Below are 23924 nucleotides of genomic sequence, written 5' to 3'. Positions count from 1 at the left end.
GCTCTTGGAACAAAATGGGAACGACCTGGGGATAAGTCAAAGGGTCCGCGGCCGCCGGAGCCGTCCCTGCCGGGGCTGCTGCTGTCAGCGCGTGTCAGGAGTTGGCGAGCGGATCGATGCCGCGCGCGGAAAGCTCGGCCCGGCCCTGCGCCAAGAGCCGGTCGCTCGCGCTCTCGATCCGCTCCTGGAGCAGCTCCTGGAAGGCGACCTTGTCGAGCCCGGGCGCGATCGGCGGCAGGATCGCGATGCGGACCGTGCCGGGGCGGCGCAGGAACTTGCGGCGGGGCCAGAAGAGGCCGGAGTTCAGCGCGACCGGCAGGCAGGGCACGCCGAGCTCGGCATAGAGATGGGCGACGCCGAACTTGTAGGCGGGCGGGGCGCCCGGCGCCCGGCGGGTGCCCTCGGGGAAGATCAGGAGCTGGCGGCCGTTCTGGCCGAGCTCGACCTTGGCGCGGCGGGTGACGTCGGCGAGCGCGCGGGCACGCGCGCCGCGATCGACCGGAATCATGCCGAGCTTGGTCAGGCCCCAGCCGAACAGTGGAATCCAGGTCAGCTCGCGCTTCAGGATGAAGACCGGGTTCCGGAAGACCGTGACCAGCGCGAAGGTCTCCAGGAAGGACTGGTGCTTGGCGGCGACCATCAGGCCGCCTTCCGGGATGTTCTCGACGCCCGTGATCTCGCAGCGCGTGCCGGCGACGACGCGCAGCAGCCACAGCGAGGAGTGCGACCAGGCGATCGCCACCGCGAGCAGCACCCGCTTCGGCAGGATGAGGGAGGGCAGGACCGCCAGGATCAGCCAGAGGACGAGATTGGCATAGAACAGGACGTTGAAAGCAAGCGAGCGCAGGACGAGCATGCTGCGCAATGAGCCCGAGACGCGGCCCCGGTCAAGCGCCTCCCCTCGGTTTCGACATCAACCTTCGCGGGGATGCTGCCCGATCAGGCGCGAGCGCTTCTCGGCGGCGGGGCCGAGCGTGTCGGCCGGCTTCGGCGAAACCGGCTTGCGGCCGCCGATGATCACCGAGAGCCGCGAGGTTTCGGGATCGCTTTCGACGAGGCTGCGCAGGCGCGCGACCAGGTATTTCGCATATTCCGGCACGAGCACCTTGACGACCGGCCAGCGGTTCCACCAGCCGGCGGCGTCGATATGGTCGGTCACGACCGGATGGGCGACGAGCCTGACCTCCGGCATCGCATGCGAGAGCTCGGCCAGCGTGCGCGGCATATGGTAGTTGGAGGTCACGACGAGCAGCGAGCGGAAGCCGTGGCGGCGCACCCAGCGCCGGGTCTCGATGGCGTTGCCGATGGTGTTGCGGGCACGGTAGTCGAGATCGACGCAGCAGGCGAGCAGGTTGCGCGCGGCCGGGTTCAGCTTGACGAGCTCCTCGCGGCCGGTCTTCTCGTTGACGCCGCTGATCAGCAGGCGCTCCCCCCGCTCGGCCCCGAGCAGGCCGATGGCATCGCCGACGCGCTGGGCGCCGCCGGTGACGACGACGATCGCATCGGTGCGCGGCGTCTGCACCGGCTCGCTCGCGTCGATCATCGTGGCGAAGCGGATATAGCCGATGCCGAAGAGCACGAGGCCGGTGGCGAGGGCAGCCGTAGCCGTCCAGCCGAGCATCCGGCGCAGGCGAGCCGGCCGGGAGGGCTTGCCGCCCGCGGGCGTGGAAGCGGAAGGCGCCATCGCGAGATGGTCGTTCGTGCTGCCGATCATGGCCATGACGCCGCCGTCCTAGCGTGGCAATCGGGCATAACGGCGGCAGCGCCGCGGCGGAGGGCGGCGCGCGTCATGCCAGCATCCGCAGATGCCGCCGCACGGTGACGCGCGAGACGAGGCCCGCGATGCCCGCGACCACGAGCGCGACGAGGACGACCGCGCCATAGCCCGTCCAGCCGATCTCGAAGGCGCCGAACAGGGCCTGGAGCTGTTCGGCCTCGGGCGTGGCGCTCCAGCGCGAGGCGAGGAAGCCGACAAGGGCGATCGCGACGATGGCGGCGAGGCCGCCGAAGAGCCCTCCCCTCAGGCCGAGCCGGATGAAGCGGCTCTGGAACTCGCGGGCGATGAAATCGTCGTCCGCGCCGACGAAATGCAGGACCTCGACGCTGTCGCGGCTGCCCGCCATGGCGCCGCGCGTGGCGAAGCCGACCGCGAGCGCGGCCGCCGTCAGCACGAGCAGGACGATGGCGAAGCCAGAGGCGATGATGGTGCCGGCCATGGCCGAGAGGCGCCGGACCCAGAGGCGGTGGTCGTCGAGCGTCGCGGTCGGGACCTCGCGGCGCAGCTCGGCGCCGAAGCCGGCGAGGTCGGAGCCCGCCCCGCCCTTCAGCCTGAGCACGATCAGGCGCGGCACCGGCAGCTCGACGAGGTCGAGCCCGGTGCCGAGCCAGGGCTCGAGCAGCTTGTCGGATTCCGCCTTCGGCACGGCCCGCACGCTCTCGACCTCCTTCAGCCCGCTGGCGAGCATGACGGCGCGCGCCACGTCCTCATCGATCTTGCGGCGCGAATCGGGGCGGACCTGGATGGTCATCTCGTTGGAGACGGCGCCGCGCCACTGGTCGGAGGCGCGCGCGGCCATGACCGCGGCGCCGGCGCTGAGCGCGGCCAGGAAGGTGAGGATCGCGATCACGGCCATCAGCGCCCGGCCGGCGACGCTGTCGACCGGCACGAGCGGCTGGTCGCGCCGGAGATTGGAGGGCAGCGCCGGCTCCTTGCGCAGCGGTTCCGGATCGTGGGGCTCAGGCGTCGACATGCAGGTGCCCATCCGCCAGCACGAGGCGCGGCGCGTCGTAGATCTCCATCAGGTTGAGGTCGTGGGTGGCGATGACGACGGCGGTGCCGAGCGTCTGCAGCTCCATGAACAGGCGCAGCAGGCGCCGGCCGAGCCCCGGATCGACATTGCCCGTCGGCTCGTCGGCGAGCAGGAGCTCGGGCCGGCCGATCAGGGCGCGCGCGATCGCCGCGCGCTGCTTCTCGCCGCCCGAGAGCACCGGCGGCACCGCATGCATGCGCTCGCCGAGCCCGACCCAGCGCAGGAGCTCGACGACCTCGGCGCGATAGCTCGCCTCCTCCTTGCCGAGGACGCGCAGCGGCAGCGCGACGTTCTCGTAGACGGTGAGATGGTCGAGCAGGCGGAAATCCTGGAAGACGACGCCCATGCGGCGGCGGAAGGCGGTGAGCGTTTCGGGATCGAGGCGCGAGACGTCTTGGCCGAACAGGTTGACGAGGCCGCGCGTCGGCTTCAGCGCCATCAGGATGAGGCGCATCAATGTCGTCTTGCCGGCGCCGGAGGGGCCGGTGAGATACTGGAACGAGCGCGGCGCGATGCTGAAGGTGATGTCCTTCAGCACCTCCGGGCCCATGCCATATCTGAGGCCGACATTCTCGAACCGAACCAAACGGCCCTCCTCGCTGGAGCGATCCTACACCGCAAGCCGCCGCGCGCGGCAAGCCCTCGTGCGCGGAAAGAAACGTGCTGCGCGAGCTTGCGCCAGAGAGTCTTCACGGGACGTTAACCATAAATTGCGCCAATGGCGGCGGCCGTCGCGCGACGGCCGCGCCCCGAAGGAATTGGCCCGCACCCATGCAGATCGTCTGCCCATCCTGCGCCAGCCGGTATGAGATCGACGCGATGAAGCTCGGGCCGGAGGGGCGAAAGGTGCGCTGCGCCGGCTGCAGGACCTCCTGGCATGTCGACCCCGCGAGCGTCCTTCCGGAACCGCCGAGCGAGGACGAGACCCGGGCGCTGCTCGCCGAGGAGCTGGAGCGCGCCGCCGCGATCGACGCCGAGATCACCGCCCTTGCCGCCGAAGCGTCCGAGGTCGACGAACCGCCCGCCGAGGTCGCGCCGGCCGAGGCGCCACCGGCCGCCGCGCCACGCCGCCGGAGGTCCCCGGCCAAGCCGCGGCGATCCGCCGGCCTCATCCGCCGCAGGGGCGCCGGATTGCCGGCCGCCGCGGCCCTGGCGGGGCTTGCGCTGCTCAGCCTCATCGCCTGGCAGCGCGACGCGGCGGTGAGGGCCGCCCCGCAACTCGCGGGCCTGTTCGATGCGATCGGCATGCCGGTGAACCTGCGCGGCTTGAGCCTCAGCGCCGTCGAGAGCGGGCTCGTCGAGGACGGGCAGAACCGTTTCCTCGTCGTCGAGGGCGACGTCACCAACATCACCAGGGCCAGGGCGGCGGTGCCGCTGATCGAGGTCGCCGTCAAGGATGCCGGCGGCACGACGCTGTACAGCTGGACGACCGAGCCGCCGCGTGCGAGCCTGGAGCCGGCCGAGCTCGTGCGCTTCAGGGCGCGGCTCGCCTCCCCGCCGGAGCAGGGGCAATCGGTCAGGGTGCGCTTCGCCTCGGCCGATCGCGCCGGCACACGCTGAGACGTTATCAACCATCGAAGCGTTTTTGATCTCGTCAAATCGCGTCATTGGTTGATAACTGCCTTCGAGGTGGCGCCGGATCGCCGGCCGCCTGCATCCGGCCTTCCGCGCGGGGCCGCCGCGGCCGGATATCGCAACGGAGTCGTCATGCCGGAACGGCGCATCAGGGTTCTCTACGACGAAGCCGCGATCGCGCGGCGCAATGCCGAGATGGCGGAAGCGATCGCCGCCAGCGGGCCGAAGGATCTGCTCGTCGTCGCGGTCCTGAAGGGCTCCTTCATGTTCGCCGCCGACCTGATCCGGGCGATGCACCGCATCGGGCTTTCCCCCCAGGTCGAGTTCATCCACCTGTCGAGCTATCGCGCCGGCACCACCTCCTCGGGCCAGGTCGAGATCCTGCGCGACGTGCAGAGCGAGGTGCGCGGCCGCGACGTGCTGCTCGTCGACGACATCCTCGAATCGGGCCGCACGCTCGCCTTCGCCAAGGACCTGCTGACGGCGCGCGGGGCGGCCAAAGTCTCCACCGCCGTGCTGCTGGAGAAGCCGCACAAGCGCGCGGTCAACATCCAGGCCGACTATGTCGGCTTCGAATGCCCGGACTATTTCGTGGTAGGCTACGGCATGGACGTCGCCCATTCCTACCGGCAGCTACCCTTCGTCGGCGTGGTCGAGACCGAGGACCAGGCCGGCCTGCCGGGTATCTGAGGAACCGCCATGTCACGCATCCTGGTCGTCGACGACGAGGAGCCGTTGCGCACCCTCGTCGCGCGGGGCCTCACCCTCGACGGGCATAGCTGCCTCACCGCCGCCGACGGGGCCGAGGCGCTCGACATCCTTGTCGCCGAGCAGGGCCGCTTCGACCTGCTTCTGACCGATATCCGCATGCCGCTGATGGACGGCATCGCGCTCGCTCTCGCGGCCAAGCAGCAATTCCCCGAGCTGACGATCATGCTGATGACCGGCTATGCCGAGCAGCGCGAGCGGGCCAGGAGCCTGGAGGCGATCGTCGCCGAGGTGATGGCCAAGCCCTTCTCCATCGCCGAGCTGCGCGCGACCGTGCTCAAGGTGATCGAGCGCTCGATCGGTTGAATGGCCATGCAGAAAACCGTTGGAGCGAAGATGAGCACGAAGAGCTGGAGCCCGCGCAGCCTCGCCGCGCAGGCGATGGGCAAGGTCGATCCGCTGACCAGGGCCGTGGTGCCGCCGATCCATGTCTCGACCACCTATATCCGCGACGAGGACACCGGCTATTCCTCCGGCTTCGTCTATGGCCGGCCCGACAACGAGACGGTGCACGAGGCGCAGGCCGTGCTCGCCATGCTCGAGGAGGCGAAGGCCGGCGCGCTGCTGTTCGGCTCGGGGATGGCGGCGGCGACGGCGGTGTTCCAGGCGCTTTCGCCCGGCGATCACGTCGTCGCCTCGAAGGTGATGTACTGGGCGCTGCGCGCCTGGCTGATGAACGAGGCGACGCGCTGGGGGCTTTCCGTCGATTTCGTCGAGACCGACGACCTCGCGGCCCTGAAGGCGGCGGTGAAGCCGGGCGCGACCAGGCTCGTCTGGGTCGAGACGCCCTCGAACCCGCTCTGGACCATCACCGACATCGCTGCCGCCGCTGAGATCGCGCATGCGGCCGGCGCGAAGCTCGCGGTCGATTCGACCTGCGCCTCGCCGGTCCACACCCGCCCGCTGGCGCTTAACGCCGACATCGTCATGCATGCGGCGACGAAGGTGCTGAACGGGCATTCCGACGTCGTCGCCGGCGCGCTCTGCGCGCGCGAGGACGACGCGTTCTGGAACCGGATCAAGGCCGTCCGCAAGGGACAGGGCGGGATTCTCGGCCCGTTCGAGGCCTATCTGCTGATGCGCGGCATGCGCACGCTGCATCTGCGGCAGGAGCGCCAGTCGGCCTCGGCGATGGAGCTGGCGCGGCGGCTTTGCGCCCATCCGCTGGTGGCGCGCGTGCTTTATCCCGGCCTGCCGCAGCATCCCGGCCACGATATCGCCGCCCGGCAGATGGAGAACGGCTTCGGCTACATGCTCTCGATCCAGGTCACCGGCGGCGAGGCGGCGGCGATCGGGACCGCGGCCCATGTCGGGCTCTACAAGCGGGCGACCTCGCTCGGCGGCGTCGAGAGCCTGATCGAGCATCGCGCCTCGATCGAGGGCGCGGGCTCGCCCTGCCCGACCGACCTCTTGCGCCTCTCGACCGGGATCGAGGACGTCGAGGACCTCCATGCCGACCTCGACCAGGCGCTGAAGGCCGGGCACGCATAGGGCTCGCATTTCCTATCGCGCGCTTTCGGCACTCCTACAGCCAGATCTCCTTCGCCTTCGCGAGGTAGCGCGTCCGCTCGGCAAGCCCGTTGCGGCCGCCATTGATCAGCCTGGTCACGCCCGCGATGTCGTCGCGGTCGGCGGCGGCATTGCAGGCGCGCTCGCGCCAATAGGCGAAGGCGACCATGAGCGAGGTCTCAGGCTCCTTCGCCCGCTCCGGCCGGGCTTCGAGATCGATGCCGATGATCTGGCCGAAGCGGCGGTAATTCGACCGGCCGGTGAGCTGGAAGATGCCGCGGCCGTGATAGCGGGCGCCGTCGCCGGCCTCGCTATTGCCGAGGTCGCGCCGGCCCTCGTAGCGGGCGAAATAGGCCGGGCCGCCATATTCCTCGAGCGTCCGGAAGCCATCGGTTTCATGGGCGGCCTGCGCGAGGAAATGGCAGACGCGCAGAGGCGTCGCGACATCGTGGTCGCCGGCGACGGCGTCGAAGCGCCCGGCGAGGCCGGCGACGATCGCAGCCTTCGCGCCGGGCACCAGGCGCAGCAGCCTTTCGCGGCTGACGGCCGGAGCGGGATCGGCCGCGGTGCCGGCTTCGATCCAGGCTCTGACGGCGCGCATCGACATGGAATGCCCTCCTGAGAAGGGGGCATCATCGCCGCTGCCGCGCGGCCGGGGATAAGATCGGCGGCGAACGAAAAAGGGAGCGGCGAACCGCTCCCTTCCTCCCCCCAACCGAACCATCAGGTGCGATCGGATATGACGGGTGCCGCCCGCGACGCTTCGACGGTCGCGGCCCATGACGCCATGAACGCCGATTTCGCGCGACGTACATTGACATGAATCAAACAGGGGAGATGCCGGCGGCCGGGCGGCTCAGTCCTTGGCGACCTTCTGGTAGTCCTTCACGTCGGAGAAGCGGATGCCAGGCGCGCGCTCGGCATCGTATTTCAGCGTGAACTGGGACGAGGCCATGAAGACCGGATCGCCATCGAGATCATCGGCCATGGCCGATGGTTTCTGGCCGACGAATTTCGCCAGCGCCGCCTTGTCGTCCGAGGAGACCCAGCGGGCGATGGAAAACTGGCAGGGCTCGAAGTCGATCGGCAGCGAGTATTCGGCTTCCATGCGCTCCTTCAGCACGTCGAGCTGGAGCGCGCCGACGACACCGACGATGGCCGGCGCGCCGTCATGCGGCAGGAAGAGCTGGACCACGCCCTCCTCGGCCATCTGCTGCAGGGCCTCGCGCAGCTTCTTGGCCTTCATCGCGTCCTTGAGCTTGACGCGGCGCAGGATCTCGGGCGCGAAGCTCGGCACGCCCTTGAAGACGATGTCCTCGCCTTCGGTCAGCGTGTCGCCGATGCGCAGGGTTCCGTGGTTGGGCAGGCCGACGATGTCGCCGGAATAGGCCTCTTCCGCGATCGAGCGGTCGCGGGCGAAGAAGAACTGCGGCGCGTTGAGCGGCATCGACTTTCCGGTGCGCACGAGCTTCGCCTTCATGCCGCGCGTCAGCTTGCCCGAGCAGACGCGCATGAAGGCGATGCGGTCGCGGTGGTTCGGGTCCATGTTCGCCTGGATCTTGAAGACGAAGCCGGTCATCTTCGGCTCGCCCGCCTCGACCTTGCGCTTGTCGGAAGCTTGCGCGCGCGGGCTCGGCGCGTAGCGGCCGAGAGCATCGATCAGGTCGCGCACGCCGTAGTCGCGCAGCGCCGCGCCCCAGTAGAGCGGCGTGAGGTGCCCCTCGCGGAAGGCTTGCAGGTCGAAGGGCTTCAAGCCTTCGCTGGCGAGGAAGATCTCCTCGCGCCAGGCTTCGGCGGCGCCGTTCGGCAGGAGCGTGTCGAAGAGCGGGTCGTCCCAGCCCGAGACGCGCTGGTCCTGCGCCCTCTCGTCGCCCTTCTGGTTGCGGCGGAAGGTATTGGCCTTCAGGTCATAGGTTCCGGTGAATTCGCGGCCACGGCCGACCGGCCAGGTCATCGGCGCGACGTCGAGGGCGAGCGTCGTCTCGATCTCGTTGATCAGGTCGAAGGGATCGCGCGTCTCGCGGTCGACCTTGTTGATGAAGGTGACGATCGGGATGTCGCGCAAGCGGCAGACCTCGAACAGCTTCCTGGTGCGGTCCTCGATGCCCTTGGCGGCGTCGATCACCATCACCGCGCTGTCGACCGCCGTCAGCGTGCGATAGGTGTCCTCCGAGAAGTCCTCGTGGCCGGGCGTGTCGAGCAGGTTGAAGACGTGGCCACCATATTCGAAGGTCATCACCGAGGTGACGACCGAGATGCCACGCTGGCGCTCGATCTTCATCCAGTCCGACGAGGTCTGGCGGCGGCCCTGCTTGGCGCGCACCTCGCCGGCGAGCTGGATGGCGCCGCCGAAATAGAGCAGCTTCTCGGTCAGCGTCGTCTTGCCCGCGTCCGGGTGCGAGATGATGGCGAAGGTGCGCCGGCGCGCATGCGGCGCGGCGTCGGCCGCGGGCGCTTCGAGGGTCGAAGGATCGGTCATGGCGCGCATGAAGACGGAAGGGGGATGGAAGTCAATCGGTTGGCGCTGTCCCGCTCGTCATTCCGGGGCTTCGCGTCAGCGAAGAACCCGGAACCCACGACTTGGCGCGCGTTCGCGGTTTTCAGACCGGCAAGTCCGACAGAGAACCATGAGGTCTCACCCGGTCGTGGGTTCCGGGTTCGGCCCTCCGGGCCGCCCCGGAATGACAGAGGGCGGCGGCTCAGTTCTTCAGCCGGTAGCCCGTCCTGAAGATCCAGCCGATCACGGCGATGCAGGCGCACAGGAAGAGCAGCGTCATGCCGAGGCTCACGCCGAGGCTGACATCGGCGAGCCCGAAGAAGCTCCAGCGGAAGCCGCTGATCAGATAGACTACCGGATTGAACAGCGTCACCGTCTGCCAGAAGGGCGGCAGCATCGCAATCGAGTAGAAGGAGCCGCCGAGGAAGGCGAGCGGGGTGACGATCAAGAGCGGGATGACCTGCAATTTCTCGAAGCCGTCCGCCCAGATGCCGACGATGAAGCCAAACAGGCTGAAGGTCGTCGCCGTCAGCACCAGGAAGATGAGCATCAGCACGGGGTGCTCGATCCTGAGCGGGACGAAGAAGGTCGCCGTGGCGAGGATGATCAGGCCGAGCAGGATCGATTTCGTCGCCGCCGCGCCGACATAGGCGATCACCGCCTCCCACCAGGCGACGGGCGCCGAGAGCAGCTCGTAGATCGTGCCGGTGAATTTCGGGAAATAGATCGCGAAGGAGGCGTTGGCGATGCTCTGCGTGAGCAGCGAGAGCATGATCAGCCCGGGCACGATGAAGGCGCCATAGGGCACGCCCTCGACCGACTGCATGCGCGAGCCGATCGCGCTGCCGAAGACGATGAAATAGAGCGAGGTCGAGAGCACCGGCGAGACGATGCTCTGCAGCGGCGTGCGCAGGGTGCGCGCCATCTCGAAGCGGTAGATCGCGGAAATCGCGTGCAGGTTGAAGCCGGTCATCAGCGGCGCTCCCTGACCAGGTTCACGAAGATGTCTTCGAGCGAGCTCTGGCTGGTGCTGAGGTCGCGGAAGCGGATATCGGCCTCGGCCAGCCCCTGAAGCAGGGCGGTGATGCCGGTGCGCTCTCCTTGCGTATCGTAGCTGTAGACGAGCTCGCCGCCCCCCGCCGAAAGCGTCAGGCCGAAGCCTGCGAGGCTCTCCGGAACGGCGGCGATCGGCTCATGGAGCTGGAGCGTGAGCTGCTTGCGGCCGAGCTTGCGCATCAGCTCGGCCTTCTCCTCGACCAGGATGATCTCGCCCTTCGAGATGACGCCGACACGGTCGGCCATCTCCTCGGCCTCCTCGATGTAGTGCGTGGTCAGGATGATGGTGACGCCCTCGTCCCGCAGCCGGCGCACCATCCGCCACATGTCCTGCCGGAGCTCGACATCGACGCCGGCGGTGGGCTCGTCGAGGAAGAGGATGCGCGGCTCGTGGGAGAGCGCCTTGGCGATCATCACCCGCCGCTTCATGCCACCCGAGAGCGCGCGGATCTGGCTGTCCTTCTTCTCCCAGAGCGAGAGGTCACGCAGGATGCGCTCGATCAGAGCCGGGTCCTTCGGCTTGCCGAACAGGCCGCGGCTGAAGCTGACCGTGTTCCAGACCGATTCGAAGGCGTCGGTGGTGAGTTCCTGCGGCACGAGGCCGATGGCGGAGCGGGCGGCCCGGTAATCGTGCAGGATGTCGTGGCCGTCGGCGGTGACGCTGCCGCTGCCCGGGCGGACCAGCCCGCAGATGATGCTGATGAGCGTCGTCTTGCCGGCGCCGTTGGGGCCGAGCAGGGCGAAAATCTCGCCGCGCCTGATGGCGAGGTCGACCGATTTCAGCGCGCTCAAGCCGGAGGCGTAGGTCTTGGAAAGGCCGGTGACCGTGATGATCGGCGTCGTTGAGTCGGACATGGGCGGCATATAGAGCAGCCGGAGCTGCATTGCGATGGCGGGGCCATGCCGAAGAAGCATGCTCCCTGCCGATCGGCGGCAGGAGACGCCGCCATGACGAAGAGGCCGGGCGCTGGCGCCCGGCCTCCACGCAACGCAACCGAACGCTACTTCATGAAGAACCAGAGCAGGATGATGATCGGGATCGGAACCCCGACGAGCCACAGAATGATCGAACGCATTGTCAGCCCCCAATAAGGTTTGAAGATGCTGCGGCAACGCGGGCCGGCGGCGGAAAGTTCCTGCTGCTTGCGCCTCAAGCCGCGCCGAACGCCTGCGCGCTCGGATGCCATTGTGGGCGATAGCCCTGCTCCAGTGCCGCGAGCGTGGCGGGCGGGGTGAGCACGGTCACGGTTCCCGTCGGGCGCTCGCGCCGGCCGGTGTAGCCGCCGGGAGACCAGCGCAGGGCGCAGGTTCCGCGTAGCGCCAGGAACACCGTTGCGTCGTCGCAGCGCAGCATCGCCCCGTCGGGAAGGCGTTCCGCCGGCAGGCGATGCATGCGCTTCGTCCGGCCGGTCCGGCGTTCGGCGTCGAGGATGCGGTCGATTTCGGGGAAGGGCGGCGCCCTCTCGAGGCCGAGACCGCGCATCAGCGCCGCGCGATAGGCCAGCGCGTCCTGGCGGCGGCATTCCATGCAGGGGCGATGCCCGGCCGCGAGCGCCGTCACCTCGTCGCAGAAGAACAGCCCGGTATAGCCGCGGCCCCAAACCGCGTGGCGCCGCCCCTTGAACGACAGCACGCAGCACAACCACTGGCGCGATGCCTGGATGCGCGTGGGGACCGCATGCGTCGCGGGATCGTGGAAGCGGCCGCCGCGATTGCCGTAGAAGGTGCCGCGGGCGGGATCGGCGAACAGCGTGCCGTCGGGTCCGACGCGATTGGGCAGGGGCATGGCCGGCCTTCCTCCTCCGGATCCTGTGCGAGCCCAGCCGGCCGCCGCCGCCGTTGCTGGCAGGAGAATCGGCCTCGTTTTCATCGACCGCGGCAGGGTCCGCTTAACGCTACGACCAACTCGACCCCTGCTCCTAAGGCATTTGAAGGGGTTTGCACCGCATTCCGGTGGCGACGAAGCCAGCGGAGCCGGCAAGCGCCACGATGAACGTCTATCTTCCCCTGATCCTGTTCACGGTGCTGACCAACGCCGCCGCCCAACTGATGCTGAAGCGCGGCATGACCGGCGTCGGTTCGCTCGACATCGCCGGCGACGGGCTCGTCGCCACGGCTTTCCGCGTCGTCTTCAACCCCTTCGTCTTCGCGGGCCTGTGCATTTTCGTCATCAGCATGGCCTCGCATCTGATCGTGCTCTCCAAGGTGCAGATCAGCTACGCCTACCCGTTCCTGAGCCTCGCCTATGTCGTGGTCGCGGCCTATGCCTATTTCGTCTTCCACGAGGATCTGAGCGCGATGCGCATCGCCGGCATCGGCTTCATCGTGCTCGGCACCGTCTTCATTGCCCAAAGCTGAGGGAAGATCATGGACCTGATCGTTCGCCTGTTCCTGCGCCTCGGCGCACTGCTCGAGCCCCCGGCCGCCCCGCGGCCGGTCCCCGTGCCGGTGCGCCGGCAGCAGGAACCAGGGCGATGAAGCACGTCATCATCGGCGGCGACGGCTTCGTCGGCTCGCATCTGGCGGCCGAGCTCTCCGCCATGGGCGAGGATGTGCTGGTCGCGGACATCCACCAGAGCGGCCACGCCCATTACGACAGTGTGCCGTTCCTGAAGGTCGACGTGACCCGTGCCGAGAGCGTCGAGGCGATCCCGCTTTCAGCCGAAGACCTCGTCTACAACCTCTCGGCAAAGATGCTCTCGCCGATCGTGACGCGGGCTGAGCGGCACGATTTCTTCTGGCCGGTGAACTATCACGGCACGCAGAACATCCTTGCCTGGATGGAGCGGAACGGCGCGAACCGCCTCGTCCATTTCACCACCGACATGATCTACGGCCATTCGCTGAGCGTGCCGCAGGACGAGACGCACCCGGCCCATCCGCTCGGCGAGTACGGCGAGAGCAAGCTCGCGACCGAGCGGCTCGCCGACGAGTACCGGGCCAAGGGCTTCAGGATCCCGATCTTCCGGCCGCGCCTGATCATCGGGCCGGGGCGCCTGGGCATCCTGGTCAAGCTGTTCCGGCTGATCGACATGAACCTGCCGGTGCCGATGATCGGCTCGGGGAAGAACCCCTACCAGTTCATCTCGGTCTTCGACTGTGCCAGCGCCTGCATCTGCGCCTGGAAGGCGGGCTTCCCGAACGAGGCCTACAACCTCGGCTCCGACGACCCGCCGCCGGTCAGGAAGCTGCTCGGCGACCTGATCAGGCATGCCGGTTCGAAATCGATCCTGCTGCCGACGCCGGCCTCGCTGGTGAAGCTGACCCTCGATGCGCTCGATGCGGTGAACATGCCGATCATGGACCCGGAGCAGTACAGGATCGCCGACGAGATCTGCATCCTCGACACCGCCAAGGCCAAGCGCGAGCTCAACTGGGCACCGCGCCACCGCGACGAGGACATGCTGCTCGCCGCCTATAGCGAATACCGCAAGGGCAAGGATGCCCTGAAACAGGCTGAGAGGAGCCTCGCAGCATGAGCATGCCCGCCTTCAGCAACGAGGACGCAGCCGTGACCAACGCCCGGCCGCAGCTCATCGGCGTCGAGGCCGCAAAGCAGCTCGACGCCGGCGAGGTGAAGGAGCTCTTCGCCGCCCATATCAACCCCGGCCAGCTGCATTTCCTGAAGCTGCTCGGCTTCGACCGCATCCTCGTCGATCGCGCCGAGGGCATGCACTACATCACCAAGGACGGCCGCAGGATCCTCGATTTCTTCGGCGGCTTCTGCTCGGTCGCCTTCGGCCACAACCATCCCCGCATCCTCGCCGCCCGGCAGAGATTCCAGGACGAGAACCGCCATGAGATCTGCATGGCCTTCATGTCGCAATATGCCGCCGCGCTGGCGAAGAACCTCGCCACCATCGCGCCCGGCGATCTCGACATGGTCTTCCTCGGCTCGACCGGCTCGGAGGCGATGGAGGCGGCGCTGAAGGTCGCCGAGCAGGCGCAGGGGCCGGAGAAATCGAAGATCCTGCACGCGGCGAATTCCTTCCACGGCAAGACCAAGGGCGTGCTCTCGGTCACCGATTCGACGCTCTACCAGTCCGGGTTCAAGCTGGTCGAGAACCGGGTCAAGGTGCCCTTCGGCGACATCGAAGCGGTCCGACGGGCGCTGGAGAGCGATCCTTCGATCGGCATCGTGGTGATGGAGACGATCCAGGGCGGCGGCGGCATCGTCGAGGCGCCGGAGGGCTTCTGGCGGAGCTTGCGCGCGCTTTGCGACAGGCACGGCGTGCTCTGGGTCGCCGACGAGGTGCAATGCGGGCTCGGCCGCACCGGCCAGTTCTTCGCCTTCGAGCGCGACGGCGTCGTGCCGGACGTGACCGCGCTCGCCAAGGCGCTCGGCGGCTCGAAGGCGGCGATGGGGGCGATGATCGCCCGCCGCGAGATCTACATGAAGGCCTATGGCAAGCCGAAGACGGCGCTGATCCATGCGCAGGCGACCTTCGGCGGCATGGGCGAGGCCTGCGTCTCGGCGATCGAGGCCCTGAACGTCCTCTATGATGAGGACCTGATGGGCAATGCCAGGCGCCAGGGCGATTATCTGATCGAGCGGCTGAACGCGCTTCGCGCCAAATATCCGACCCTGCTCAAGGAGATCCGCGGGCGCGGGCTGATGATCGGCGTCGAGTTCCAGGACATCAGCGAGACGATGCCCTTCGGGCTGAAGCACATGGTCGCGCTGCTCGACGACAAGCTGAAGGGCTCGCTCTGCGGCTTCGTCGGCGCCCTGCTCCTGAAGGAGCACGACGTGCTCGTCGCCTTCACCGAGTACAACCGCAACGTCATCCGGCTGGAGCCGCCGCTGATCGTGACGCGCGAGCAGTGCGATCAGTTCATCGCGGCGCTGGACGATGTCCTGTCGCGCGGCGTCACCGGCATCGTCACCGGCTATCTGCGCAAGGTCGCCGCATCCAAGGGCTGACCTGCGGCATCAGGCAAAACGAAAAGAGGGCCGGCAATGCCGGCCCTTTCCAGTTCAGATCTCGAAAGGCGGAAGCGGAGGAAGGCTCAGTAGTAGCCGCAGACCCGGCGGTAGCCGACGACGTTGCCCCAGCGGTCGAAGCGCTCGACCAGGTCGCAGGAGCGGACGGGACGGGCATAGTAGCCGTAGCCATAGGCCGGGCGGGTGGCACCGGCGATGATGGCGCCGGCGGCGAGCGCGCCGACCACGCCGGCTCCGACGCCCCAGCCGCCGTAGCCGTAGCCCCAGCGCGGGCGCGCCTCGGCGCCGGACGCGATGAGGGTGGCCGCCAGCGTCAGGGCTCCGAGGGTTGCGGTCGCGGTCTTGCGGAACGTCGTCATGCTCGTCTCCCGATCGTTGCGAGAGCGAGGTTTTCGCCCTCCATGCCCCATTGGTCGCAAGGGCGGGCAGGGAGGTTCACAGCGAGGCGGGATTTATTTTTCCACCGTGACGCGCCGCCAGAAATCCGAGGAGAAGCCGGGATCGACATGGCACGCGAACTCGCGCCAGCGCGGGAAGGAGGCGGTAAAGCTCTCCGGCGACATCCGCGCGTCCTTGTAAGGATTGATCCGCCCCCCGGCGGCGAGCGTGATCGCGTCGAGATGCGCCAGCAGCCGCTGCGTCCGCTCGCCACGGTTGGGGAAATCCAGCGTCAGCGTCGCTCCCGGCATGGGGAAGGACATCAGCCCGGGCGAGGGCTTGTCGCCGAACAGCTTCAGCACCGTCAGGAAGGAGGCTTCGCCGGCGTAAAGCGTCTGCCGCAGCATCTGCGCGACGACATCGGCGGCGCCCTCGCGCGGCAGCGCGCATTGGAACTGCCTGAGCCCGCACGGGCCATAGGCGCGGTTCCAGTCGCGGATGCGGTCGAGCGGATGGAAGAAGGGGCGGTAGGGAACGCGGCGCGCGGCGCCGTCGCGCGGCTGGCTTGCGCGATAGAGCCAGTTGAAGGCGCGCAGCGTCGCGCGGTTGATCAGCGGAAAGGGCGGCTTCAGCGGAAAGGGCAGGCTGCGCCCGGTGCGCGGCGGCGGCTCGTCGGAAGCCGGGGCGTGGTTCGCCCGGAAGAAGACGCCGCGGCCGAGATCGCGCCCCTCGGCGAGCGAATCGACCCAGGCGACGGTATAATCATGCGTGGCGTCGGATTCGGCCGCGAGCGCGAAGAAGCCGGCGAGATCGTCGAAGGGCAGGACCTGCTGCGCCATCTCGGCCGAAGCGATCGGCATGAGCTGAAGCGTCACCTGCGTCACGAGCCCGGTCAGGCCGAAGCCGCCGATCGTGGCGGCGAAGAGATCGGCGTCGAGGTCCGGCGCGCAGATCAGGCGCCGCCCGTCCGAGCGCACGAGCTCGAAGGCGCGCACATGCCGGCCGAAGGTGCCGGCGCCGTGATGGTTCTTGCCGTGGACGTCGTTGGCGAGCGCCCCCCCGATCGTGACGAAGGCGGTGCCCGGCATGACCGGGGGAAACCATCCCGCCGGCACGGTGACCTCGAGCAGGCGGTCGATCAGGAGCCCGGCGCCGCAGGTGATCAGGCCTGTCTCGCGGTCGAAGGCGAGGACCTCGTCGAGCCCGCGCATGTCGATCAGCGTGCCGCCGTCGTTCAGGCAGGAATCGCCATAGGAGCGCCCGTTGCCATAGGCCAGGACGGGCAGCGGGCTGCGGTCCGGCGCGTCGAGCCAGTCGCGGGCATCGACGATGGTGCTGCCGCGGGCCTGAAGCCCGCCCCAGGAGCGGTAACCGGTGAGCGGCGCGCTCACGGCAGGACCGTCGCCGCGACCATGATCAGGGCCACGACGAGCCCCATGAGCTGGCTGCGCCAGTCGCGGATCATGAACACCAGCGGATCGTCCGGCATCTGGCCGCGGCGGGCCAGGAACCAGATCCGCGCCATCTGGTAGAGGATGATCGGGCAGATCAGCCAGATCAGCTTGGGCTGGCTGTAGAGCTGCTTGACATTGGCGCTGTCGACATAGAGCGCCATGATCAGCGCGCAGGTGCAGCCCGAGGCCATGCCGAGCTGGGACAAGGCCTCGATATCCTCGGCATGATAGCCGCGCCCCGCCTTCTTCAGGCCCGACTGGTCCTGGGTCAGGCGGAGTTCCGCGTAGCGCTTCACCAGCGCGAGGCTGAGGAACAGGAACATCGCGAAGGCCAGCAGCCAGGAGGAGACCGGAATCGCGGCCGCCGCGTTGCCGGCGAGGATGCGCAGCGTATGCATGGCGGCAAGCCCGAGCACATCGACCAGGAGCTTGCGCTTCAGCACCAGCAGATAGGCCAGCGCCAGGAAGAGATAGGCGAGCAGCGAGAGCAGGAAGATGCGCGGCTGCGGCACCAGCACGGCCGTCGAGAAGGCGGCGGCGAGCAGCACCGGCACGACGGCATAGGCCTGCGCCGGCGTGATCTCGCCGGCCGCGAGCGGGCGTTTGCATTTGGTCGGGTGGCGCCGGTCGGCCTCGACGTCCTTGACGTCGTTGAGGAGATAGACGGCCGACGCGATCAGGCTGAAGGCGACGAAGGCGACGAGCCCGTGCCAGAGCGCCTGCGGGTCGAAGACGTCGTGATTGAGCAGGATCGGAACGAAGACGAGGCCGTTCTTGAGCCAGTGCTGCGGCCGCATCGCCCTGATCATCGCGGTCACGGACATGGCTTGGGCCGTCTCCCCGTCACGGATCTGCGCCCGCGGCGGCACGCAATGCCGCAGCCGGTGGCGCAGGTCGCGGGGTTATCGGCGGAAAACTCCTAAGCGGGGGTGCATGCGAGGCGCAAGGGCGCCGCGTTTCCTTGGCCATGCTTAACAGCAGGCTTCCGCGGGCCTTCGGCAGGTTTTGACCATACCCCTGTCATTCCGGGGCTTCGCGTCAGCGAGGAACCCGGAATGACACGGGATCAGAAGCGATCCCGCGCCTTCAGACCTTGGCGGCGCCGGCGGCGGCGTCGATATTGGCGACGAGCTCGGCATCGAGGCCGAGCGAGCCGGCAAGCCCCGCCAGGAAATCCTTCTCGGCGGGCCTGTCCGGGTTGATGGCGATGCGCGCGGCCGTATAGATCTGCGCGGCGAGCTCGGGGCTTTCGGCGGCGTCCGCCAGCGCCTCGATCGAGGCCGGCTTCGCCATTTCCCGCGCCAGCCAGTCATGGGCCTCCCGCTCGAGGCCGGCTTCCTTCAGGCCCCCGAGGATGGTGCTGCGCTCCTCGGCGTCGATCTCGCCATCGGCGGCGGCGGCGGCGATCATGGCGCGGATGAAGACGAGCGCCGTGTCCTCGCTCGCGGCCTGCGGCTCGAAGCCGGTTCCGGCCGGCGCCGGCAGCACCTCCTGCTGGCGGGCGTCGAGAAGCGGCTTGCCGGCCTGGTAGTTCTGGTAGGCCTTGTAGGCGAGGCCGCCGATCAGGGCGAGGCCGCCGAGCCTGGCGGCGGAGCCCGCGACGGCACGGCCGGTGCCGGTGCCGAAGACGAGCGCGCCGAGGCCGCCGAGCACCGCCGTCGCCAGCGCCGGGTTGCTGGCGAAGGCGCCCTTGGCCTGCTCGAGGAGATCGCCCGGCGTCTTGCCGCCGGTGATCCGACCGAGCGCCTCGCCGGCGCCCTGCTCCACGCCGGTCTGGCGCGCCGCGTCGCCGAGCCCCTGCGTCGCCTGGGTCAGGATCTGCCCCGCCAGCCCGCCAAGCCCACTAAGCCCGCCGGAACGCTGGACCTGATCGGCGAGCCCGCCCAGCATGCCGCCGAGACCGCCCTGCTGCGCGCCTTGCGCGCCCGCCTGGCTGCCGGCGTTGATCAGGGCGTCGAGCAGCGATTTGGCGTTGAACATCTGTTTCTCCCGTTGGCGGCGGCGATGCCGCGCGATCGCTCCGGATCAGCCTGACGAAGACGGCGCGGTCAAGGCGAAAGCGCCGCGGGTCAGGCTTTGTTCCACGGCGTCTCCGACACCGGCGTCAGCGGCCCCCTGCCCTCGAACCACGAAACCAGGTTGTCGACCACGAGCTGGCCCATCGCCTGGCGGGTATGGACCGAGGCCGAGCCGATATGGGGCAACAGCACGGCCTGCTCGATGGCGATGAGCTCCGCCGGGACGCGCGGCTCGTCCTCGAAGACGTCGAGGCCGGCGGAGAGGATGGTTTTGTCCCTGAGCGCCGCGATCAGCGCCGCTTGGTCGACGACGCTGCCGCGGCCGACATTGATCAGGACGCCGTCGGGCCCGAGCGCCTTCAGCACCGCGGCATCGATGAGATGACGGGTCGCGGCGCCGCCCGGCGCGACCGAGATCAGCGTGTCGACATCGGCGGCCATGTCGAGGAGGGAAGGATAGTAGCGATGGGGCACGTCGCCCTGGCGCGAGCGGCCGTGATAGGCGATAGGCAGGCCGAAGGCTTCGAGCCGCCGCGCCACGGCCTTGCCGATGCGGCCGAGGCCGACGATGCCGACCGAGCGCCGGCGCAGCGAGCTCGTCAGCGGATAGGGCCCGTTCAGCCATCGGCCCGCGCGCAGATGGCGGTCTGCCTGCGGGAGCTGGCGCACGGTGGCGAGGAGCAGGCCGATGGTGAGATCGGCGACCTCCTCGGTCAGCACGTCGGGCGTGTTGGTGACGACGAGCCCGCGCCGGCCGGCCTCGGCGGCATCGACATTGTCGTAGCCGACGCCGAAGCCGGAGAGGATCTCGAGCCGGGGCAGCGCGTCGAACAGCGCCCCGTCGATCCGGATGTGGCCGGCGACCGCGACGCCGCGCACCCGCTCCGCGACCGCGGCGAGCAGGGCGGCGCGGTCCGTCGCCTTCCACAGTTCGTGCACGGTGAAGCGCGCCCTGAGCTGGTCGGCCGCATAGGCGATCAGCGGGCCGGTCTGGACGATCTCGGGCTTGTCGGTGGCTGTCATTCTCGGGGCTGTCCGTCCGTGGTGGGGAAGATCGCCGTCTCGGCGCGGCCCGCCTGAGCGGCATGATGCCGCCGGATGAGCGATAGCCGATGACGCGCGGCGAAGGAAAGCGCGGCGCTCATTTAGTATGCTTTATCTTGGCTGTTTTTCCGGCCTCCGCGGCGGCCGTTCCGAGCGAGGCGAGCGTGGTGTTCAGGCTGTCGATGACGAGGGCGGCCATGCGGGCCGAGGCGAGATCGCCGTCGCGGTCGATGATGGCGATGAGGACATGCTCATGGTCGGGCAGGGCCTCGACATAGGCCGCCTCGTCGCCCGTCTTGAGCAGCAGCGACCATTGCAGGGTGGCGATGACCGCGCTGGCGAGGCAATGCAGCGCCGCGTTCTGGGCGGGGCGGCGAAGATCGCCTCGTGGAAGGCGAGGTCGGCCCGGATCGTCGCCTCCGCATAGGGCCGGCCGGCGACCATGCCGCGATAGGCCGCCTCGATCCGGGCGATGTCGGCCGCGGTCCGGCGCTGGGCGGCCAGGCGCGCGGCGCTGGGCTCGACGAAGCGGCGCAACTCGAACAGATCGCGGATGAATTTCTCGTTGGGATCGGCCTCGAAATGCCAGGACAGGACATCGGGGTCGAGCAGGTTCCAGCGCTCGCGCGGGGCAGCGCGGGTACCGCTCTTCGGGCGCGCCTCGACCAGCCCCTTGGCGGTGAGGATCTTGACCGCCTCGTGATAGGCCGTGCGCGACACCGAGATCTCCGAGCGCAGGGCCTCCTCGTTCGGCAGGACCTCGCCGGCCCTGACGCGGCCGGTGATGATCGCGACGGCGAGCTTCTGGGCGACCTGGCCGAAAAGCCGGTCCGGATTGAGCGTCGTCGGCCGCGAGAAGTCGCGCACGCGCATTGCCGGTCACTCTCCCTCGGACACCCCCGGCGGGCGCGGATTGACGGTGCCGGCAGGGCTGCGGCAGGCGCTTGACAGGCCTGCTCCTATCGTATGACTTTATCCTGGGCAGAGAAGCGGACACAATCGCTGAAGCGGGGAATCGAACCCGCTTTCAACGATCGGTCGCGAGAAACCGATAGGGCCGCCAACCACCTGCAGGGACGGGCGGAGCGGCCGGGGAACGGAAAAGCAGGGAAGATGGCATGGCCTCAGTCCAGATAGCCGACGTCCGCAAGGCCTACGGGTCGACGCAGGTCATCCACGGGGTCGACATCGCGATCGACGACGGGGAGTTCGTGATCCTGGTCGGTCCTTCGGGCTGCGGGAAGTCGACGCTGCTCAGGATGATCGCGGGTCTGGAGAACATCTCGGGCGGGGAGATCCGCATCGGCCCGAAGGTGGTCAACGACGTTCCGCCCAAGGAGCGCGACATCGCCATGGTGTTCCAGAACTATGCGCTCTATCCGCATATGACGGTGGCCGACAACATGGCCTTCTCGATGAAGCTGAGGAAGGCGCCCAAGGCCGAGATCGACGAGCGCGTCAACAAGGCGGCCCAGATCCTCGGGCTCTCCAACCTGCTCGAGCGCTATCCGCGCCAGCTCTCCGGCGGCCAGCGCCAGCGCGTCGCGATGGGCCGGGCGATCGTGCGCGATCCGCAGGTCTTCCTGTTCGACGAGCCGCTCTCCAATCTCGACGCCAAGCTGCGCGTCCAGATGCGCACCGAGATCAAGGAGCTGCACCAGCGCCTGAAGACCACCACGGTCTATGTCACGCACGACCAGATCGAGGCGATGACCATGGCCGACAAGATCGTGGTGATGCATGACGGCATCGTCGAGCAGATGGGCGCCCCGCTCGATCTCTACGACAACCCGGCGAACCTGTTCGTGGCGGCCTTCATCGGCTCGCCCTCGATGAACCTGCTCAAGGGCAGGATCACCGGCAAGGGCTTCGAGACGGAAGGCGGCGTGGTCTGGCCGATCGGCCGGCACCCGATCGGCTCCGACGGGCAGGCCGCGGTGCTGGGCATCCGGCCCGAGCATATCCATCTCGATCCCGACGGGCTGAAGGCCGAGGTCGCGGTGGTCGAGCCGATGGGCTCGGAGACGCAGGTGGTTGTCCGCTGCGGCGGACAGGACCTGACCTGCATCTTCCGCGAGCGCATCTCGGCCAGGCCCGGCGAGACCATCGCCATCACGCCCGACACCAGCGTGACGCACCTGTTCGACGCCGCAACCGGCAAGCGACTCTAGGGGGCATCGGATACGAAAGGCGGGAATCCGCTTTTCGGACAGATCCGATGCCGGAACAAAATCTTGGATCGCCACTTTGGGTCCGTCAGGACGCGCGGCGATTGAGGGCAGGCGCCGGCCGGTTGCAGCGCGATCCGGCCGACGGCAGGTTTTTTAAAATCCAGAGCTTGGAAGCGGTTTCCCGGCCGGGCCGGTGCGGCCCTGGCCGGATTCGGCTCCAGGACATTCGCCACCTTCGCAAACGGGGGGCGGATGACGGCTGTCGACGCCCACTCACCCTGCAGGACGGATGGCCCATGCAGGCCGCCGCCGCGCCAACGGAGGAGACGGTTTCCATGAGCATTTCAAGACGTGACGTGCTGATCGGCGGCGCGGGACTGGCAGCGGGCGCGACGCTGCCGCTCGCCCCCGCCATCGCCCAGGCCAAGATCGAGCAGGGCGCCACCTTGCGCGTGCTGCGCCCGACCAAGTTCGTCGAGCCCGACCAGCGCATCTTCGACGAGAACACCGCCGCCTTCACCAAGGCGACGGGCGTGCCGGTGCGCGTCGACTATGCCGGCTGGGAGGATCTGCGCCCGCAGACGGCGGTGACGGCCAATACCGGCGCAGGCCCCGACGTCGTCGTCGGCTGGGCCGACGATCCGCACATCTTCTCCGACAAGCTGATCGACCTGACCGACATCGCCGAGGAGCTCGGCAAGAAATATGGCGGCTGGTACCCGATCGCCCAGAAATACGGCAAGAAGGACAAGACCGAGCAATGGGTCTCGATCCCGATGGGCGCCTCCGGCGCGCCGGCGGTCTATCGCGAATCCCATGTCAAGGAAGCCGGCTTCGATACCTTCCCGAAGGACCTCGACGGCTTCCTCAGGCTCTGCCGCAAGCTCAAGGAGCAGGGCCATCCGGCGGGCTTCGCGCTCGGCAACGCCGTCGGCGACGGCAACGCCTTCTGCAACTGGCTGGTCTGGACCCATGGCGGCCACATGGTCGACGAGAACAACAAGGTCACGATCAACTCGAAGGAGACGATCGAGGCGCTGAAATACGCCAAGGCGCTCTACGAAACCTTCATCCCCGGCACGCTCTCCTGGCTCGACATCAGCAACAACAAGGCGCTGACCGCCGGCGAAATCTCGGTCACGCAGAACGGTGTCTCGCTCTACTTCTCGATCAGCAACTCGACCGACGAGAAGATCGCCGCGATCGGCAAGGATTTGAACCACGCCACCATGCCGGTCGGCCCGCTCGGGCGCCCGTCGGAACCGGCGCTGGTGATCAACGCCATGGCGTTCAAGCACACCAAGTTCCCGAATGCGGCGAAGGAATATCTGCGCTTCATGATGGAGAAGGAGCAGTACGACAAATGGCTGGTCGGCTGCTACGGCTACTGGACCCAGCCGCTGATGGCCTTCAAGGAGAGCTCGGTCTGGCAGGGCAATCCCAAGATCCAGATCTATCGCGACACCTGGGAGCGCGCGCTCTGGAGCGGCTACAAGGGCTCGATCAACGAGGCCGCCGGCACGGTCAACGCCGAATATGTCGTCGTCCAGATGGTAGCCTCCGTCTGCTCCGGCCAGGCGACGCCGGAGGAGGCCGCCGCCGAGGCCGAACGCCGCGCCAAGCGCTATTACCGGACCTGACCGGCGCTGGCCCGGCCGCCGTCGCAAAGCGCGCGGCGGCCGGGACGCCGGGCCGAACG

At 68.4% G+C, this 23924-nt stretch carries 23 protein-coding genes and 1 pseudogene; 9 read left to right on the top strand and 15 right to left on the bottom strand.

Annotation, left to right across the window (positions count from 1 at the left end; all coding sequences use genetic code 11):
- Positions 1–94: 94 nt before the first annotated feature.
- The 4 genes from M9917_RS07215 to ftsE all read right to left on the bottom strand — a co-directional run bounded on the left by M9917_RS07215 (position 95) and on the right by ftsE (position 3360).
- Positions 95–856: a lysophospholipid acyltransferase family protein gene (locus tag M9917_RS07215; protein WP_297252237.1), complete on the bottom strand. Its 762-nt coding sequence runs from the start codon at positions 854–856 to the stop codon at positions 95–97.
- A gap of 57 nt (positions 857–913) precedes the next feature.
- Complete coding sequence (locus M9917_RS07210) at positions 914–1720, bottom strand: YdcF family protein (RefSeq protein ID WP_297252235.1); 807 nt, start codon at positions 1718–1720, stop codon at positions 914–916.
- Between the two features lie 67 nt (positions 1721–1787).
- Positions 1788–2750 carry a cell division protein FtsX gene (locus tag M9917_RS07205; protein WP_297252234.1) on the bottom strand — a complete coding sequence of 321 codons (963 nt, stop codon included), beginning with the start codon at positions 2748–2750 and terminating at the stop codon, positions 1788–1790.
- A complete protein-coding gene (gene ftsE / locus M9917_RS07200; protein WP_465246369.1) occupies positions 2737–3360 on the bottom strand; it encodes a cell division ATP-binding protein FtsE in 624 nt (207 codons plus the stop codon). The genes M9917_RS07205 and ftsE overlap by 14 nt, the downstream gene beginning before the upstream one ends.
- Positions 3361–3581: 221 nt before the next feature.
- Here ftsE and M9917_RS07195 point away from each other — a divergent pair, with 221 nt between their 5' ends.
- The 4 genes from M9917_RS07195 (at position 3582) to M9917_RS07180 (ending at position 6644) form a co-directional block, all read left to right on the top strand.
- Positions 3582–4370 (top strand): zinc-ribbon domain-containing protein, encoded by a 789-nt coding sequence (locus tag M9917_RS07195; RefSeq protein ID WP_297252231.1) that lies wholly within the window; start codon positions 3582–3584, stop codon positions 4368–4370.
- Between the two features lie 147 nt (positions 4371–4517).
- A complete protein-coding gene (gene hpt, locus M9917_RS07190; RefSeq protein ID WP_297252229.1) occupies positions 4518–5075 on the top strand; it encodes a hypoxanthine phosphoribosyltransferase in 558 nt (185 codons plus the stop codon).
- A gap of 9 nt (positions 5076–5084) precedes the next feature.
- Positions 5085–5459: a response regulator gene (locus tag M9917_RS07185; protein WP_297252226.1), complete on the top strand. Its 375-nt coding sequence runs from the start codon at positions 5085–5087 to the stop codon at positions 5457–5459.
- 30 nt (positions 5460–5489) lie between these two features.
- The gene (locus M9917_RS07180; RefSeq protein ID WP_297252224.1) at positions 5490–6644 is read left to right on the top strand and encodes a trans-sulfuration enzyme family protein; all 1155 of its coding nucleotides are present in this window, start codon (positions 5490–5492) and stop codon (positions 6642–6644) included.
- Positions 6645–6678: 34 nt separating this feature from the next.
- Here M9917_RS07180 and M9917_RS07175 read toward each other — a convergent pair whose 3' ends face one another.
- The 5 genes from M9917_RS07175 to M9917_RS07155 form a co-directional block, all read right to left on the bottom strand.
- Entirely contained in the window at positions 6679–7269 is a 591-nt protein-coding gene (locus M9917_RS07175) for a glycoside hydrolase family 19 protein (protein ID WP_297252222.1), read from the bottom strand.
- A 249-nt stretch (positions 7270–7518) separates the two neighbouring features.
- Positions 7519–9150, bottom strand: coding sequence for a peptide chain release factor 3 (locus tag M9917_RS07170; protein ID WP_297252221.1), 1632 nt, complete (start codon positions 9148–9150; stop codon positions 7519–7521).
- Positions 9151–9361: 211 nt separating this feature from the next.
- A complete protein-coding gene (locus M9917_RS07165; RefSeq protein WP_297252219.1) occupies positions 9362–10132 on the bottom strand; it encodes an ABC transporter permease in 771 nt (256 codons plus the stop codon).
- Complete coding sequence (locus M9917_RS07160; protein ID WP_297252217.1) at positions 10132–11070, bottom strand: ABC transporter ATP-binding protein; 939 nt, start codon at positions 11068–11070, stop codon at positions 10132–10134. Before M9917_RS07160 ends, M9917_RS07165 begins: the two co-directional genes overlap by 1 nt.
- Before the next feature lie 295 nt (positions 11071–11365).
- Positions 11366–12001, bottom strand: a complete 636-nt coding sequence (locus M9917_RS07155) for a hypothetical protein (RefSeq protein WP_297252216.1) — start codon at positions 11999–12001, stop codon at positions 11366–11368.
- A 203-nt stretch (positions 12002–12204) separates the two neighbouring features.
- Between M9917_RS07155 and M9917_RS07150 the strand changes: the two are divergent.
- The 3 genes and pseudogenes from M9917_RS07150 to M9917_RS07140 form a co-directional block, all read left to right on the top strand.
- Positions 12205–12570 (top strand): annotated as a pseudogene (locus M9917_RS07150) (DMT family transporter); the annotation flags it as partial.
- Positions 12571–12689: 119 nt separating this feature from the next.
- Positions 12690–13694, top strand: a complete 1005-nt coding sequence (locus M9917_RS07145; protein WP_297252215.1) for an NAD-dependent epimerase/dehydratase family protein — start codon at positions 12690–12692, stop codon at positions 13692–13694.
- The gene (locus tag M9917_RS07140) at positions 13691–15139 is read left to right on the top strand and encodes an aspartate aminotransferase family protein (RefSeq protein ID WP_297252214.1); all 1449 of its coding nucleotides are present in this window, start codon (positions 13691–13693) and stop codon (positions 15137–15139) included. Before M9917_RS07145 ends, M9917_RS07140 begins: the two co-directional genes overlap by 4 nt.
- Positions 15140–15225: 86 nt before the next feature.
- Here the strand turns inward: M9917_RS07140 and M9917_RS07135 are convergent, their stop codons facing one another.
- From M9917_RS07135 to M9917_RS07110, 6 genes are all read right to left on the bottom strand, one after another.
- Entirely contained in the window at positions 15226–15519 is a 294-nt protein-coding gene (locus M9917_RS07135) for a hypothetical protein (protein WP_297252212.1), read from the bottom strand.
- Between the two features lie 93 nt (positions 15520–15612).
- Positions 15613–16929, bottom strand: coding sequence for an FAD-binding oxidoreductase (locus M9917_RS07130; protein ID WP_297252210.1), 1317 nt, complete (start codon positions 16927–16929; stop codon positions 15613–15615).
- Positions 16926–17816 carry a UbiA family prenyltransferase gene (locus M9917_RS07125; RefSeq protein WP_297252208.1) on the bottom strand — a complete coding sequence of 297 codons (891 nt, stop codon included), beginning with the start codon at positions 17814–17816 and terminating at the stop codon, positions 16926–16928. Before M9917_RS07125 ends, M9917_RS07130 begins: the two co-directional genes overlap by 4 nt.
- A gap of 262 nt (positions 17817–18078) precedes the next feature.
- Positions 18079–18972: a tellurite resistance TerB family protein gene (locus M9917_RS07120; protein ID WP_297252206.1), complete on the bottom strand. Its 894-nt coding sequence runs from the start codon at positions 18970–18972 to the stop codon at positions 18079–18081.
- A gap of 89 nt (positions 18973–19061) precedes the next feature.
- On the bottom strand, positions 19062–20033 hold the full coding sequence (locus tag M9917_RS07115; RefSeq protein WP_297252204.1) for a 2-hydroxyacid dehydrogenase: 972 nt from the start codon (positions 20031–20033) through the stop codon (positions 19062–19064).
- 192 nt (positions 20034–20225) lie between these two features.
- The gene (locus tag M9917_RS07110; RefSeq protein ID WP_297252202.1) at positions 20226–20927 is read right to left on the bottom strand and encodes a FadR/GntR family transcriptional regulator; all 702 of its coding nucleotides are present in this window, start codon (positions 20925–20927) and stop codon (positions 20226–20228) included.
- Between the two features lie 245 nt (positions 20928–21172).
- Here M9917_RS07110 and M9917_RS07105 point away from each other — a divergent pair, with 245 nt between their 5' ends.
- Together M9917_RS07105 and M9917_RS07100 are read left to right on the top strand one after the other, a co-directional pair.
- Positions 21173–22225, top strand: a complete 1053-nt coding sequence (locus tag M9917_RS07105; RefSeq protein WP_297252200.1) for an ABC transporter ATP-binding protein — start codon at positions 21173–21175, stop codon at positions 22223–22225.
- Between the two features lie 335 nt (positions 22226–22560).
- On the top strand, positions 22561–23865 hold the full coding sequence (locus tag M9917_RS07100) for an ABC transporter substrate-binding protein (protein WP_297252198.1): 1305 nt from the start codon (positions 22561–22563) through the stop codon (positions 23863–23865).
- The last annotated feature ends 59 nt before the right edge of the window (positions 23866–23924 follow it).

It is taken from the genome of Bosea sp. (in: a-proteobacteria) (assembly GCF_023953965.1).
Classification (GTDB): domain Bacteria; phylum Pseudomonadota; class Alphaproteobacteria; order Rhizobiales; family Beijerinckiaceae; genus Allobosea.
Note: the sequence above shows the minus strand (reverse complement) of the source record. Positions and strands in the feature narration are given on the sequence as shown.

Bases quoted from the DNA above. Each gene is read 5' to 3' on its own strand.
- M9917_RS07215 (WP_297252237.1), bottom strand. From the start codon at position 856: ATGCTCGTCCTGCGCTCGCTTGCTTTCAACGTCCTGTTCTATGCCAAT.
- M9917_RS07210 (WP_297252235.1), bottom strand. From the start codon at position 1,720: ATGGCCATGATCGGCAGCACGAACGACCATCTCGCGATGGCGCCTTCC.
- M9917_RS07205 (WP_297252234.1), bottom strand. From the start codon at position 2,750: ATGTCGACGCCTGAGCCCCACGATCCGGAACCGCTGCGCAAGGAGCCG.
- ftsE (WP_465246369.1), bottom strand. From the start codon at position 3,360: ATGGGCCCGGAGGTGCTGAAGGACATCACCTTCAGCATCGCGCCGCGC.
- M9917_RS07195 (WP_297252231.1), top strand. From the start codon at position 3,582: ATGCAGATCGTCTGCCCATCCTGCGCCAGCCGGTATGAGATCGACGCG.
- hpt (WP_297252229.1), top strand. From the start codon at position 4,518: ATGCCGGAACGGCGCATCAGGGTTCTCTACGACGAAGCCGCGATCGCG.
- M9917_RS07185 (WP_297252226.1), top strand. From the start codon at position 5,085: ATGTCACGCATCCTGGTCGTCGACGACGAGGAGCCGTTGCGCACCCTC.
- M9917_RS07180 (WP_297252224.1), top strand. From the start codon at position 5,490: ATGAGCACGAAGAGCTGGAGCCCGCGCAGCCTCGCCGCGCAGGCGATG.
- M9917_RS07175 (WP_297252222.1), bottom strand. From the start codon at position 7,269: ATGTCGATGCGCGCCGTCAGAGCCTGGATCGAAGCCGGCACCGCGGCC.
- M9917_RS07170 (WP_297252221.1), bottom strand. From the start codon at position 9,150: ATGCGCGCCATGACCGATCCTTCGACCCTCGAAGCGCCCGCGGCCGAC.
- M9917_RS07165 (WP_297252219.1), bottom strand. From the start codon at position 10,132: ATGACCGGCTTCAACCTGCACGCGATTTCCGCGATCTACCGCTTCGAG.
- M9917_RS07160 (WP_297252217.1), bottom strand. From the start codon at position 11,070: ATGTCCGACTCAACGACGCCGATCATCACGGTCACCGGCCTTTCCAAG.
- M9917_RS07155 (WP_297252216.1), bottom strand. From the start codon at position 12,001: ATGCCCCTGCCCAATCGCGTCGGACCCGACGGCACGCTGTTCGCCGAT.
- M9917_RS07145 (WP_297252215.1), top strand. From the start codon at position 12,690: ATGAAGCACGTCATCATCGGCGGCGACGGCTTCGTCGGCTCGCATCTG.
- M9917_RS07140 (WP_297252214.1), top strand. From the start codon at position 13,691: ATGAGCATGCCCGCCTTCAGCAACGAGGACGCAGCCGTGACCAACGCC.
- M9917_RS07135 (WP_297252212.1), bottom strand. From the start codon at position 15,519: ATGACGACGTTCCGCAAGACCGCGACCGCAACCCTCGGAGCCCTGACG.
- M9917_RS07125 (WP_297252208.1), bottom strand. From the start codon at position 17,816: ATGTCCGTGACCGCGATGATCAGGGCGATGCGGCCGCAGCACTGGCTC.
- M9917_RS07120 (WP_297252206.1), bottom strand. From the start codon at position 18,972: ATGTTCAACGCCAAATCGCTGCTCGACGCCCTGATCAACGCCGGCAGC.
- M9917_RS07115 (WP_297252204.1), bottom strand. From the start codon at position 20,033: ATGACAGCCACCGACAAGCCCGAGATCGTCCAGACCGGCCCGCTGATC.
- M9917_RS07110 (WP_297252202.1), bottom strand. From the start codon at position 20,927: ATGCGCGTGCGCGACTTCTCGCGGCCGACGACGCTCAATCCGGACCGG.
- M9917_RS07105 (WP_297252200.1), top strand. From the start codon at position 21,173: ATGGCCTCAGTCCAGATAGCCGACGTCCGCAAGGCCTACGGGTCGACG.
- M9917_RS07100 (WP_297252198.1), top strand. From the start codon at position 22,561: ATGAGCATTTCAAGACGTGACGTGCTGATCGGCGGCGCGGGACTGGCA.